The sequence below is a fragment of the Veillonella parvula genome (genome assembly GCF_048309325.1).
Taxonomy (GTDB): Bacteria; Bacillota; Negativicutes; order Veillonellales; family Veillonellaceae; genus Veillonella; species Veillonella parvula_T.
Genome location: NZ_DBFBTX010000007.1, coordinates 1 through 13796, shown reverse-complemented (window position 1 = coordinate 13796; position 13796 = coordinate 1). Strand labels below are relative to the sequence as shown.

At 38.3% G+C, this 13796-nt stretch carries 12 protein-coding genes and 3 tRNA genes; all 15 read left to right on the top strand.

All coding sequences use genetic code 11. The annotated features are described in order from the left end of the window. Positions 1-74: 74 nt before the first annotated feature. Positions 75-1025, top strand: coding sequence for a hypothetical protein (locus ACMKPP_RS09245; protein ID WP_024061605.1), 951 nt, complete (start codon positions 75-77; stop codon positions 1023-1025). Positions 1026-1046: 21 nt separating this feature from the next. Further along, positions 1047-1439, top strand: a complete 393-nt coding sequence (locus ACMKPP_RS09240; RefSeq protein ID WP_024061604.1) for a hypothetical protein — start codon at positions 1047-1049, stop codon at positions 1437-1439. Positions 1440-2069: 630 nt separating this feature from the next. Next, positions 2070-3617: a degradosome RNA helicase CshA gene (locus tag ACMKPP_RS09235; RefSeq protein ID WP_024061602.1), complete on the top strand. Its 1548-nt coding sequence runs from the start codon at positions 2070-2072 to the stop codon at positions 3615-3617. Between the two features lie 171 nt (positions 3618-3788). Further along, positions 3789-4208, top strand: a complete 420-nt coding sequence (locus ACMKPP_RS09230; RefSeq protein WP_004695325.1) for a Fur family transcriptional regulator — start codon at positions 3789-3791, stop codon at positions 4206-4208. Positions 4209-4401: 193 nt separating this feature from the next. Then, positions 4402-5238, top strand: coding sequence for a deoxyribonuclease IV (locus ACMKPP_RS09225; RefSeq protein ID WP_302942933.1), 837 nt, complete (start codon positions 4402-4404; stop codon positions 5236-5238). Between the two features lie 244 nt (positions 5239-5482). Further along, positions 5483-6715: an exonuclease SbcCD subunit D gene (locus ACMKPP_RS09220; RefSeq protein WP_418369636.1), complete on the top strand. Its 1233-nt coding sequence runs from the start codon at positions 5483-5485 to the stop codon at positions 6713-6715. Further along, complete coding sequence (locus ACMKPP_RS09215; protein ID WP_418369635.1) at positions 6716-9799, top strand: AAA family ATPase; 3084 nt, start codon at positions 6716-6718, stop codon at positions 9797-9799. A 92-nt stretch (positions 9800-9891) separates the two neighbouring features. Next, a complete protein-coding gene (locus ACMKPP_RS09210) occupies positions 9892-10266 on the top strand; it encodes a VOC family protein (protein WP_004695332.1) in 375 nt (124 codons plus the stop codon). Continuing rightward, positions 10266-10973 (top strand): tRNA threonylcarbamoyladenosine dehydratase, encoded by a 708-nt coding sequence (locus ACMKPP_RS09205; protein ID WP_004695334.1) that lies wholly within the window; start codon positions 10266-10268, stop codon positions 10971-10973. Before ACMKPP_RS09210 ends, ACMKPP_RS09205 begins: the two co-directional genes overlap by 1 nt. After that, entirely contained in the window at positions 10970-11404 is a 435-nt protein-coding gene (locus tag ACMKPP_RS09200; RefSeq protein WP_004695336.1) for a peptidylprolyl isomerase, read from the top strand. The genes ACMKPP_RS09205 and ACMKPP_RS09200 overlap by 4 nt, the downstream gene beginning before the upstream one ends. Before the next feature lie 4 nt (positions 11405-11408). After that, entirely contained in the window at positions 11409-12038 is a 630-nt protein-coding gene (locus ACMKPP_RS09195; RefSeq protein ID WP_418369634.1) for a hypothetical protein, read from the top strand. An 83-nt stretch (positions 12039-12121) separates the two neighbouring features. Then, positions 12122-12961, top strand: coding sequence for a polyamine aminopropyltransferase (gene speE / locus ACMKPP_RS09190; protein ID WP_004695340.1), 840 nt, complete (start codon positions 12122-12124; stop codon positions 12959-12961). 218 nt (positions 12962-13179) lie between these two features. Continuing rightward, positions 13180-13255, top strand: a tRNA-His gene (locus ACMKPP_RS09185). Positions 13256-13279: 24 nt separating this feature from the next. Next, positions 13280-13354: transfer RNA gene (locus tag ACMKPP_RS09180), tRNA-Gln, on the top strand. 4 nt (positions 13355-13358) lie between these two features. Continuing rightward, a tRNA-Lys gene (locus tag ACMKPP_RS09175) sits at positions 13359-13434 on the top strand. Positions 13435-13796 lie beyond the last annotated feature (362 nt).

Genomic DNA, 13796 nt, shown 5'->3' with positions numbered 1-13796 from the left:
TCTATTATATGTAAAAGCATAGTGTATGTTATAATTGTAGCCATATAAAATCGTGTTATTTATAGAGGGCTATTATGAATTTAAAGAGAGTAATTAAATGGATTGGATATATTGTTGGCATAATAGTAGTGCTTTATATACTCATATTGGGAGTATTGATATATTTCTTGGCAAGTGGTGACTTTAAAAATAGTTTGATTTATTTAAGTGATCTTAAAGAGAGTGGATTATATTATGGCAATGAAAACCGTAAGATTGCTGATAATGTAGTTGCTGTTCATGAGGTGGATAATAAACTTTATTACATAACGTTAGACGGTATTGGTATTTTTGATGAAAATGTAAGTTTACTAGATGCTTGGAATAAAAATCTTAATAAATATAATACTTTCATTCCTCGGATAGATTCTAAAGAAACACAATTTAATGTAAGTCTTGATCAGTTATACCCTAATATTTCTAGTCTTGATGAAAGTGATAGAGATATATGGCATGAGATCTTTTATGATAGTGAGAAACGATATACAGGTCCAAACGCTGGATATACTATAAAGTTACCTTTCTATGTATCGTATAGAAAGGAAGACTCGATTAAGCATAATGATATAGTAGATCTTTCTACAGGGACTATTATTGGTGAGTATGGAAGTGAGCATATTTTAAGAAATAATGCTTATTATAACTTTGAATTTGGAAAATTGACTAAGCTTGATTTCTCTCAGAAAGCTATATATAGCTATTATTCTAATAATCTTGATATAGGTCGGTTTAGCAAGAATAATGCAGGTGATGAGAGATATGAATCTTATGCACGAAATGAGCTAAATAAAGTAAGAACGAAAGACATAGAGGTATTAACTAATTTACTAAATCAACGATTCATCGTGTTTAATTCCTTTAACGAGTTTTCTGATTTTGATAAAATTACCTTTGAAGCATTAACCATTGATGCAATTAAAAATCGGAAGGCATTGCAGTTAGGGCCGTTAGAAAACCAGACACTTCGTCAGTATTTGAGTCGGTAACCATATAGTGGAAGGTGGAAGATGAATAAACTTGAAATATTAGGATATATTTGGATTTTTATATCTATGTCGTTATCTATGGGATTATATAAACTTGAGATTCGTAATCATCCAATTGATAAAAAACATGAATATATAAAAGAACATAGGATTTTTGGTAGCTTAACAAAGTATTTATCAATAATTTCTATTATAAGTTTGGTGATATTAAATCTTAAATTTTTAATTGATAAAGATTATAAATTTATAGTGAATTATGGCAGTATTTGGTTGTTTTTCTTTTTTTTAACAATGCTTACAGGGTTTTGTCAGAAGAGAGACAGCGTATATTTTAAACGGAGTCTTATTGCTATAGTTTCTGTGTTGTTTGGTATGATCGTGTTTGCTTATGCATTTAGGAAAGTACTATTTTAATAGACCATATATCAACTCAGATATTATTAAAATAATGTTGTTTTGTGTGGGCACTTATGGAATGATTTTTAGAAATTAAAAATCATTAAAAGGCAGTATAAATCATGATTCAGTTAGATTATCTATTAATTATAGGAATATTACTTAGTGTTTTACTTTTTCTTTTGGTTGGCGTATTTCACTATAGTAAATCTAAACTTTTAAAGGGACTCAATATTTGGTTTTTAATAATACTTAGCGTTTTATTAAGTTATTTATTATATCCCTTATATGAATTGACTGATTATAGAGAAGAATTTACGTCAGTAGTTATTATCTCTGCGATAATCATTAAAATAATTATCAATTTATCTATATTTATGATCGCTGATAAAATAAGAACGAAATGGATTTCTAAATTAATTTTGATTCTATGGGTTGTTCTTGTTGAATGCTTGTATATGCCTATTCATTTGTCATATCTTGTTTTGTTATGCGTATCAGGTGGAATTGTGTTGATTGAACATTTTAAGGGGAAAAGAAATCCTATTTAGCTTAGATTCAGAATTACTTTTATAGCGCTCGCCCTCGAAATATGATATACTACTTAAATGCGCATAGTTCGTGCGCGATAGGAGGAAACACATTTAGATGTTAGAAAAATTTGAACAATTAATGATTAGCGAACCTGTTCTAAGAGCGTTAAACGATATGGGCTTTGAAGAGCCTACGCCAATTCAACAGGAAGCTATCCCAGTTGCCATGAGCGGTAAGGACATGATCGGTCAAGCTCAAACAGGTACTGGTAAGACAGCAGCATTTGGCTTGCCTGTATTGGAACGCGTAGACGGGAATGAGCGTCACGTTCAAGTAGTTATTTTATCCCCTACACGAGAATTAGCTATTCAAGTAGCTGAAGAGCTTAACAAAATGGCTCAGTACACGAATATCACAGCACTACCAATCTACGGTGGTCAAGATATTAATCGTCAGTTCCGTGCCTTGAAAAAGAACCCTCAAATCATCGTTGCCACTCCTGGCCGATTGATGGATCATATGGATCGTGGTTCTATTAAATTTGACCATGTGAAAGTTGTGGTATTGGACGAAGCCGACGAAATGTTAAATATGGGCTTTGTTGATGATATCAATAAAATCTTGGGTGCTATCCCAGAAGACCATCAAACATTGTTGTTCTCTGCTACGATGCCTAAAGCTATCCAACAATTAGCTGAAACATATTTGACAGAGCCAACATTGATTCGCATGAAACCGACTCAAGTTACGATGGACTTGATCGAACAATACTATATCGAAGTGCAAGACCGTCAAAAATTCGATGTTCTTTGTCGTTTGTTTGATATCCAAACACCTGAACTTGCTATTATTTTCACGCGTACGAAACGTCGTGTTGATGAAGTGACAGAAGGTCTTAAGAAACGTGGTTACATGGCGGAAGGCATCCATGGCGACTTGTCTCAACAAAAACGGGACAGCGTAATTCGCCAATTCCGCGAAGGTACCATTGATATTCTCGTGGCTACAGATGTGGCAGCTCGTGGTCTTGATATTTCTGGCGTATCTCACGTATATAATTATGATATGCCTCAAGATCCTGAAAGCTACACACACCGCGTAGGTCGTACAGGTCGTGCCGGTAAAGCAGGTCAAGCTTTCACGTTCGTTATCCCTCGTGAAATGGAGCATTTACATGCTATCGAGCGTTTAACAAAACGTAAAATTGCACGTCGTCGTGCACCTTCATTAGGTGAAGTTCTTGAAGGTCAACAACGTTTGGCAATTGAAAGCCTCGTTGAAATGACAGATAATTTAGAAGCATTGGCGCCTTTCAAATCTAGTGCTGAGGAATTGTTGAATGATACAGATTCCGTAACACTTTTGGCGGCAGCTCTTAAATTGTTAACAAAAGAACCAGATACTACTCCTGTAAATATTACAGAAGAAAAACCATTGCGTGTACGCCGTCGTCGTGAAAGTGGTCGTAGTGATCGTCGCCGTCGTGATGGTGATCGTCGTCGAGATGACCGCCCACGTCGCAGTCGCGATGATCGTAGAAGTGATCGTCGCAATGACCGTAAAGGTGACCGTCGCAGAGATGATCGTAAATCTGATCGTCCGCGTGGAGAGAAAAAAACTCGCCATCAAAGTGAAGGTTTTAAGCCTTACTTTAAAGACTAATAGGATGTGGATTGCTTCTGGGCAATCCACATTTTTTATTACTTAATAGTTAATACTATTTATCTTGATAAGTGTTGAGAATTTTGATATAATAAATAATAATTATTTCTTGTAAACGGTCGATAATGGCCTATGCCTTATAGATTTCCAAGTGGAGAAAGGTAGATTATTATGGATATCGCACAAATTTTGCGTAGTCAGGGGTTTAAAGTAACCCCACAACGTATTGCGATTTATGATGCTTTGCGTGGTCATCATGATCATCCAACAGCAGAGATGTTGTATCATACGTTGCGCCCAGAACATCCAAGCATGAGCTTGGCTACAGTGTATAAGACGATGGAGATTTTTGAAAAAATCGGTCTTGTTAAAATTCTAGAAGTTGGTGATGAGCGCGCTCATTACGACTGGGACACACAAGCTCATTCCCATATCCGTTGCATTCGTTGTAATAAGGTAGAGGACATGATGGGCATTGATTTGAAAGCTATCAAAACGATTGCTGATCAAGGTAGTGAATATCAAATTACAGGTCAACATATTACCTTCGAAGGTGTTTGTCCTGAGTGTGCAAAAAAAGAAAGTCATTAATAGATAACCCCTGTTGTTGAAGGGCTCCTTCACGGCAGGGGTTATATTAGTTATCGTATATCGTATACCTTATATCTATTAGTGTTATAGAATAGCTATAATTAGATATAAGCACAATACAATAGATATTAGAGTTAGGCGTTTTATAATTATAAAATTGTAGAAATCGTATAGTCATATATAGAGGAGTATTATGTTTGTAATAGGCAGTCACTTATCAATTAGCAAAGGTTATTTACATATGGGCAAGGAAGCGACTAAAATTGGGGGCAATACGTTCCAATACTTTACGCGCAACCCTCGCGGTGGTAGCATGCGAGCTCTCGATGTAGAGGATATGAATAACCTTAGTTCATATATGAAAGAGCACAACTTTGGTACTTTGTTGGCCCATGCACCGTATACCTATAACCCATGTGCCGCCAAAGAGGATTTACGCGCTTTTGCGAAGCAATCTATGATGGAAGATTTAGAGCGTATGGAATATTTGCCAGGTCAAATGTATAACTTTCACCCTGGTAGCCATGTGAAGCAAGGCGTAGATCAAGGTATTGAGTACATTGTAGCGTGTTTGAATGAAATCTTATTCCCAGGTATGAAGACAACAGTCCTCTTGGAAGTAATGGCTGGTAAGGGTACAGAAATTGGCTCTCGTTTTGAAGAAATTGCACGCATCATCGATCGCGTAAAGCTAAAAGAGTACATGGGTGTGTGTGTTGATACTTGCCATATTCACGAAGGGGGTTATGATATCGTGCATAATCTCGATGGCGTTATTGACGAGTTCGATCGAATTGTAGGTCTTGATCGTTTGAAAGCCATTCATTTGAATGACTCTAAAAATCCTATGGGTGCCCATAAAGATCGTCATGAAAAAATTGGGGAAGGACATATTGGTATTGATGCTATTGCTCGCGTTGTAACACATCCTAAATTGACGAACTTGCCATTCTACTTGGAAACACCAAATGAATTGGACGGTTACGCAAAGGAAATTGCTATGCTACGCTCTATCGTAGAAAATAAATAATTAAAATACAGATGTTAATTTAGTTATATAATAAATATGTAGAATACCTGATGCTATACTAGTTATTGCAAACTCATAAAGTTATTAAAACTATTAAAGCTGTTAAAGCTATTAAAGCTGTTAAAGCTATATAAAGCTATATAAAGTTATTGAATTTCCATAAACTTATGGGACTAAGAGCTCGTTTTGGCATTTGAATACATACATTGTGTAAGGTATAGGGAGAACTGGAAAGGGGGACAAAATGCGTTTTTTACATACTGCCGATTGGCATTTAGGGCGTATTTTTTATGGCCAGTACTTAACAGAGGACCAAGCTCATGTGTTGGAACATCAGTTTTTTAATATTTTGAAAGATGAAAACATCGATGGCATATTGCTCGCAGGGGATATTTTTGATAGAGCGGTGCCACCCATTGAAGCTATCGAATTGTGGGACTCCATCATCACTCGTCTCGCTATGGACTACAAGGTGCCTTTCTTTGTGGTGAGCGGTAATCACGATGGGGCGGAACGTCTTGAAGTGGGACGCTCTATGTTGAGTCAATCGGGTATCCATATTTGGGGTTCTCCTCATCACGCGTTGATGCCTTTTGAATTTGAAGGGACAGATGGCAAGGTGGCAATTTGTCCTATGCCTTTTAGTGAACCCCGGCGCATAGGAGAGGCTTTATTTGCTGATGTAGAGGCTACTAATGCAGAATCTACCGATACTGAAATTGCTGACATAGTAACACAGTGTTATGAGCAAAATTGCGAAAGCGCTTTGAATCTTCACAATTATGACCAAATGTATCAGGCTTGGAGCGACCACTTGTATAAACAAGTACCTAAGGGGATGCGCAGTATCGCTATTAGCCATGCCTTTGTTATGGGCGGTGAAGTAGGGGGTTCAGAGCGTACCTTGTCTGTAGGTGGCAGCGAACAGGTAAATCCTCAAGTCTTTAAAGACTTTCACTATACTGCCTTGGGACATTTGCATGGGCCTCAGCGAATGGGAGCTGATCATATTCGCTATAGTGGATCCCCATTAAAATATTCCTTTGATGAACATATGCAGAAGAAGTCTTTTACCATCATTGATATGGATACAAAGGGGAACGTAGATATTAACACGATTCCTGTAGAGGCGAAGCGAGACGTAGTCATTTTGGAAGGATATTTTGAAGACCTGTTAAATGATAAAGCATTGCAGGCTAAACATAGGGATGATTATGTACAAGCCCGTTTACTTGATACGATGCCGATTATGGATGGAATGGCTAAACTGCGCCAGGTATATCATCGTTGTATGACCATTGATCTAGTTGGTCGCGTGGCAGGGCCTATAGCAGATATGGGTGAGGCAATTTTCAAAGAATTAAATGAACGGGATCTATTTAATCAGTTTGCAGAAACTGTGTGGAAGGAACCTTTAACAGAGAAAGAACAGCAATATATCAACTCTGTATGGGACCGAATTCTTAAGGAGGACTAAATGAAGCCTATATCATTAACTATAGAAGCCTTTGGTCCGTATCGTGATTCGGTCACTTTAGATTTTAATGAGCTTCAAGACCATTCCATGTTTCTCATTGCTGGTCCTACGGGGGCAGGGAAAACATCAATCTTAGATGCCATAGTGTATGCCTTGTATGGTGAGCCGAGTGGAGAAGTACGCAAAACAGATGCTATTCGTAGTGACTTTGCAGAACCTCATCGTATGACTCGTGTCGATTTCTCCTTTGCTATTGGCAATGCACAATATCGTGTTGAACGATTACCGAAACAGATGGTAGCAAAGAAACGTGGTACAGGGATGCGTGAGCAGAATGCTAGCGCTACTGTATATGAGAAGAAAGATGGTGAGTGGAAGGTCATTGCTACCTCGGCTGTCGCCATTCGCGATACTATTCAGCAAATTATAGGATTTCGTAAGGATCAGTTCTTACAAGTTGTGCTATTACCTCAAGGGGAATTCCGAAAGTTGCTAGTGTCCTCTACGAGTGAACGTGAGGAATTACTACATATACTTTTTAGAACGGAGCTATATCGAAAATTACAAGAAGCACTGAAGGCTGCTTATGATGAAGCAAAGGCAGGTATTGAAGAAAATCTAACTAAGCAAACTGCATTTATGCAGTCTATCCCTCATGATGGAGCGACTCCAATGGTAACCATTGAGCATGTGCGTGAGTTACTAGCAAATCGGGGCCCACATCGAGATGCTCTCGCGGTAGAACGAGATGAGGCAGTAACCGTGGTAGAACAGTTTAATGTGCTCCGAAATCAATGGTCTTTATATAATCAGGCTCAACAATCTCTTGCTGAGGCTACTTCGAAACTTGACATGGTGAAAGTAAGGGAAACTGAGCGTGTAAATCTAAGCGAAAAGGTTCAGTTCCTTAACTCTTTGGCACCAACTCATGAATTATATAAACAATATATTGAGAAACAAGCTATATTAAAAACTTTAGAACAGGCCCTTTCAGATGCGAAAGAACATGTAGAACTAGCAACTCAACATGAGGCTAAATGTTTAGACTTATACAGTGACTTAGAAGGTCGAGCTGAAAGTATACAAGATAAAAGAACTACTTTGGCTCAATTTCAACAACAAGCAGAGAAGTTTAATGAGTTAGATGTATTGAAAAAGGAATTGTCCTCATTACAGAGTAATTTAGAAGAATTAGATAGTAAAAAAAGCGAAGATGCCTTAACTAAACAACGGAAGCTTGTAAAGACTTTAGAAAACGACTTAGAAGCTTTGCGTAAACAGTTACGAGATAATAATAAATTTTTAGAGGGTGCTAATGTTATTCAAGGACAACTAAATGAGTTACATAGATATTCTGAATTGCTAGAAGAAATTAATAAGGTACAAAAAGAAATCGACGATAAAGGTCAAACGTTAGCGTCTTTAGATGAAACCTTGCAGGTTGCAAAGGTACATCTTGAACGATTAGAGCATCTAATGCAAGAAGGGCGTGCCTTTGAGCTAGTACATTTAGTTGTAGATAATGAGCCTTGTCCGGTCTGTGGTTCTACAGATCATCCACAGTTAGCGGCGAAGCCAGAGATTTATCCGACTAAGGCTGAAATTGAAGAGGCTCGTACAGCTCGTGACGTAGCATTACAAAAGCAAGCTAGCGAAGTGGGACAACAGAAAACCTTAGTTACTCGTCTTGGTGAGTTAACTAAGCAAGTAGACGCGCAAGTTTCTACGCTAAAGTTATCTATGGACGGTTTTTCTGAGGAGAGCGCTATATCTGTTCAACAAAATTTGTTGGCTAAAATGGAGCAACTCACAGTTTTACGTGATAAGTCTGAATTGTTAAGTAAAACTGTAGCTGACAATGAGCAGAAGTTAAAAGTAGCTAGAGATAAGTTAGCAACTTTAGAACTTGCCCATAATGAATTACTTAAAAATCTACACGACCTAGAAATTCGTATTAGCTCAGTACAAGCTAATATTGATGCTCTATCTAAAACTTTACCAATCACGGATATAGATGCATGGCAAAAACAGTTAGAGTCATTGGATAGTGATATTACACTCTACAATGAGCAGGTGAAAGTTAGCAAAACTAATTTAGATACTGCTCGAGAACAGTTGAATGCCAAACGTGGACGCTTAGAAACTTTGTCCTTTCAAGTAAAAGAAGAAACAAAAAATCTTAATTTGCGGTATAAGAACTATACAAAGTCATTACAAGCCATTTCTTTAGGAGAGGATGATTTTGTAGAGTCTTTACGTGATATTAAAGAGATAGAGACCTATAGAATACAGCTGCATGCTTTGGATGAAGCCTTTAATAAAGCACAAGCTGTATATGATGCGGCGTTAAAGGTAGCAGAAACTGTGGTTAAACCAAGTGATACTGTTTCTGATGAAATCTATGCTACAGCAGTAGAGCATCGAGATATATTAGTAGGTAATCTTGCGGCATGGGATAAAGAAACAAAGCATATCGAAACTACGCTCACCTCATTAGAAGCACTCGAAGCTGCTATGGGCGAGGCTCGTGAAAAGGTGAAGTTCTTAAGCCGATTAAATGATCTCGCTAATGGTGGGGAGCAAGGCTTTAAAAATGTTACCTTTGAACGCTATGTACTGGGGGCGATTTTAGATGAGGTTGTATATGCTGCTAATTTACGACTTCAGAAGATGAGTCGCAACAGATATTCCTTGGAAAGATCCGATTATACAGGTGGTGGTCGTGGCAAGCAAGGCCTCGATTTGGCGGTTATGGATGCTTTTACAGGCCAATCTAGACCAGCAAATACCTTATCTGGTGGTGAAACATTCTTGGCTTCTATGGCGCTTGCCTTGGGATTAGCGGATGTTATCCAAAGTTATGCTGGTGGCATCCATATGGATACGATGTTTATTGATGAAGGTTTTGGTACACTCGATCCAGATACATTGGAACTCGCCATGGAAACATTGTTACAGTTGCAATCGTCAGGACGTCTCATCGGCATCATTTCTCATGTACCTGAGTTAAAGTCTCGTATACCTGCTCATTTAGACGTGACTCGAGGTGACGACGGTAGTACGGCAAAATTTGTTATTAACTAGATATCATAAACTAGATATAGATTTGCCAAATGTGTTACTATAAAAAGAGGAGAATTCCTACAAAAACATCCTGTATTTACGAAGGGGGTTCTATGAAGTTTTCGTTTGCTCATAATAATATAAATGTTAAAGACCTTGATAAAAGTCTAGCATTCTATAAAGAGGCATTATTGCTCGAGGAGTCTCGTCGTTTGGAAGATCCAAGCGGTGCTTTTACCCTCGTGTATTTAAAAAGTCCTTATACAGCACATGAATTAGAACTTACATGGTTGCGTGACTGGGATCGTCCTTATAATTTGGGGGATAATGAATTCCACTTAGCATTCTATGTAGATGACTATGAAGCGGCTCTTAAAAAGCATAAAGAAATGGGCGTTGTTGCTTATGAGAATGCTGATATGGGTATTTATTTCATAGCAGATCCAGATGGATATTGGACAGAAATCATTCCGGCGGGTAAATATTAATGGAATATATGTTAACCCGTTTAGAGTGGTTGGTTGGTCCCAATAAAATCCAAACATTAAGAGACACGTCTATCGCGCTCTTTGGTGTAGGTGGCGTAGGTGGTGGTGCCCTTGAGGCATTGGTGCGAGCTGGTGTAGGTCGCATCGTCATTATCGATGGAGATTCCATAGCGCCTAGCAATTTGAACCGTCAAATGATTACGACTCATAATACGATTGGGGAACGTAAGGTAGAGGTAGCAAAGGCGCGAGCTCTTTCTATTAATCCTGATGTGGTGATAGAAACTCATGATATTATGTATACTGAGGAAAACTATCCTGGATTTATTCAAAGCTTGAACGTTGATTATGTTATTGACGCCATCGATATGGTAACGGCGAAACTTAATATCATTGAGGTTTGTCAACGTGAAAGCATCCCTGTTATTTCTTGTATGGGCGGAGGTAATCGCTTTTACCCAGAAAAACTTATGATTGCAGATATCAATAAGTCTCATACATGTCCTTTGGCACGCGTTATGCGTCGGGAACTCAAAAAACGGGGTATAAAAAAACAATTAGTTTTATTTTCTACTGAAAAACCGACAAAACCACAGTTCCGTGGTGATGCCACAAGTCCTGGGACATGTAGTTTTGTGCCACCCGTGGCAGGTTTTATATTAGCAGCACATGTGTTGCGTACAATTTTGGAGGTACCTGAACAATGAAAAAAGCGAAAATCCATATGGCTGACGGCGGCGATATCGTAATTGAATTATTTGAAAAAGAAGCGCCTGGCACAGTACAAAACTTTATCGACTTGATTAACAAAGGCTTCTACAATGGCCTTCGTTTTCACCGTGTAATTCCTGGTTTCGTAGCACAAGGTGGTTGTCCTAATGGCAACGGTACAGGTGGTCCTGGCTATACAATTAAAGATGAATTAGTTGGCAATCCGCATAAACATGAGCGCGGTGCTTTATCTATGGCTCACCGTGGCCCTAATACTGGTGGTAGTCAGTTCTTTATTGTATATGAGCCACAACCTCATTTAGATGGTGTACATACTGTATTTGGTAAAGTCATTGAAGGTATGGATGTAGTTGATGGTATCCAACAAGGTGCTATCATGGAAACTGTAGAAGTAATCGAAGGTTAATCTCATGAATGAAGTATCTATTAAACATCCAGAATGGCTATATATCGATGTAAATGGTAAAACATCATATGGGTATGACCAAGAGTGGTTCACTGATGAGTGGCAACGCTTGTCTGGTTGTGGGCCTACATCGGCATCACAAGTATTGGGCTATTCGCTATTTAGGGATGGCTTATTAGATCTAGAAACCACATCCGACCAAACGCTTGCTTTAGAACGGATGAACTTAGTTTGGAAATATGTAAAGCCACGTTTTGGTGGTGGTGTTTATAAAACTCAATGGATGGAACGTGGTCTTACTCGCTTACTCGAGGATAAAAGCCTATCTTATGATGTACATATGTTGAATGTATCTCCGTTCTGTGCATCACGCGTAGAGGTGGAGGCTGCAGCTCAGTTTATACATGATGCATTGGCACAGGATGTGCCTGTAGCATTTTTAAATCGTCATAAAGGAAAAGAGAAGGCTCTCTATACCTGGCATTGGGTTCCGATTCACAAGATTTTTATGGACGGCGATGATATCCGCTGTGGCATCTTTGATGAAGGTGAAATTCGTGATTTCTCTTTGGCGAATTGGATGAAAGACACTATTTTAGGTGGTGGATTCTGTTACATTAGTCGCAAAGAGTAAGTAACAGGGTAATTAAAGTAATATATATACGCATCGCAGTGATTTGCGATGCGTATTGTAGTATAAATAGTAGGAGGTACTACATGAGTCAATGGATTACTGAGGAACAAACACCTCACTTACGTCTAAGCGCTGAAGCGGAAGAAGTGCTTTACTCTGGGGAATCTGAGTTTCAAAAAATTGAAGTTTTTAAATCAAAAGAGTATGGTATGATGCTCGCTTTAGATGGCGTTTTTCAAACATCTGAGCGTGAAGAGTTTATCTATCATGAAATGATGAGCCATATCCCTTTGTTCTTACATCCTAATCCTGAACGTGTCTTGATTATCGGTGGTGGTGATGGTGGCGTAGCTAGAGAATGTGTACGTCATGATTGTGTAAAAGAAGTAACAATGGTTGAAATCGATGGTAAGGTTGTAGAGTTGGCAAAACAATATCTACCAACTATTGCTAAAGCTATGATTGAAAACCACCCTAAATTGACTGTAAAAATTGGTGATGGTATTGGTTTCATGGCAGAAGCAGAAGATTACTATGATGTAATTATCGTGGATTGTTCCGATCCAATCGGTCCTGGTGAAGGCTTATTTACAGAAGAATTCTATAAGAATACATTAAAAGCTTTAAAAGCTGATGGCTTGTTTGTACAACAAACAGAATCTCCGATGTTACATCAACCATTAGTGGAAAAAGTTTTTGGTTACGTTAATAGCCATTTCCCAATTGCTCGCTTATATACAGCTTTTATTCCAATCTATCCTGCAGGAATGCATTGTTTTACATTGGGTTCCAAAACATTTGATCCTCTAACATGGACTCCAAACCGTGAACAAAACTTTGAAACTAAGTATTATAATGCGGATATTCAAAAAGCTGCATTTGCATTGCCAAATTTTGTAAAAAATTATTTGCCAACTAAGTAAATAATATGTATAATGGGGGAGCACCATTTGTGAAATGAAAGTTTCCGATAGTGCTTCCTTATTTATATGAGGATTAAAGGGCTTATATTAGAGATAACACAATCAAAAGTTTCGGTTGTAAAAATTAATGAAATTGAGAAAAAGGTGTTGACACAAATCTCTAGAAAAGATATAATTCTCTTTGTTACGAAGACAATGTCTTCGATACCTACAAGGTGGTGGGTATGGTGAAGCGGTTAACACGGCGGATTGTGGCTCCGTTACGCGTGGGTTCGATCCCCACTACTCACCCCATAACCTACACATCGTAATCACTGTAGGGGTGTCGCCAAGTGGTAAGGCAACGGACTTTGACTCCGTTATGCGCTGGTTCGATCCCAGCCACCCCTGCCAACATGACTCACTAGCTCAGTTGGCAGAGCACCTGACTTTTAATCAGGGTGTCCCGCGTTCGAGTCGCGGGTGAGTCACCAAATTAAAACTCACAAACTTCGGTTTGTGAGTTTTCTATCTCTATTTTTAGAGATTTTGGTTATGATTGTGAGTATAAATTTAATCAAAAATCGGTTGAAAAAATCTTTGGAAAAGAGGTTGACGATTTAAGGTTAGATTGATATACTATACAAGTCGTTAGGGCGCAGAACTAACGTAACAGATCTTTGAAAACTGAACAATGATAGGTAATCAATCATATGATTGAACATATGCCAGAGTGCGGGTTTTGACATAGTCAAAACCAACCATAATTCAAAGTTACTTCAATGTAACGACAACAAATAATGAGCTATTCAAATAGCTTCAAGATATCTTGGAGAGTTTGATCCTGGCTCAGGAC

Bases quoted from the DNA above. Each gene is read 5' to 3' on its own strand.
- ACMKPP_RS09245 (WP_024061605.1), top strand. From the start codon at position 75: ATGAATTTAAAGAGAGTAATTAAATGGATTGGATATATTGTTGGCATA.
- ACMKPP_RS09240 (WP_024061604.1), top strand. From the start codon at position 1,047: ATGAATAAACTTGAAATATTAGGATATATTTGGATTTTTATATCTATG.
- ACMKPP_RS09235 (WP_024061602.1), top strand. From the start codon at position 2,070: ATGTTAGAAAAATTTGAACAATTAATGATTAGCGAACCTGTTCTAAGA.
- ACMKPP_RS09230 (WP_004695325.1), top strand. From the start codon at position 3,789: ATGGATATCGCACAAATTTTGCGTAGTCAGGGGTTTAAAGTAACCCCA.
- ACMKPP_RS09225 (WP_302942933.1), top strand. From the start codon at position 4,402: ATGTTTGTAATAGGCAGTCACTTATCAATTAGCAAAGGTTATTTACAT.
- ACMKPP_RS09220 (WP_418369636.1), top strand. From the start codon at position 5,483: ATGCGTTTTTTACATACTGCCGATTGGCATTTAGGGCGTATTTTTTAT.
- ACMKPP_RS09215 (WP_418369635.1), top strand. From the start codon at position 6,716: ATGAAGCCTATATCATTAACTATAGAAGCCTTTGGTCCGTATCGTGAT.
- ACMKPP_RS09210 (WP_004695332.1), top strand. From the start codon at position 9,892: ATGAAGTTTTCGTTTGCTCATAATAATATAAATGTTAAAGACCTTGAT.
- ACMKPP_RS09205 (WP_004695334.1), top strand. From the start codon at position 10,266: ATGGAATATATGTTAACCCGTTTAGAGTGGTTGGTTGGTCCCAATAAA.
- ACMKPP_RS09200 (WP_004695336.1), top strand. From the start codon at position 10,970: ATGAAAAAAGCGAAAATCCATATGGCTGACGGCGGCGATATCGTAATT.
- ACMKPP_RS09195 (WP_418369634.1), top strand. From the start codon at position 11,409: ATGAATGAAGTATCTATTAAACATCCAGAATGGCTATATATCGATGTA.
- speE (WP_004695340.1), top strand. From the start codon at position 12,122: ATGAGTCAATGGATTACTGAGGAACAAACACCTCACTTACGTCTAAGC.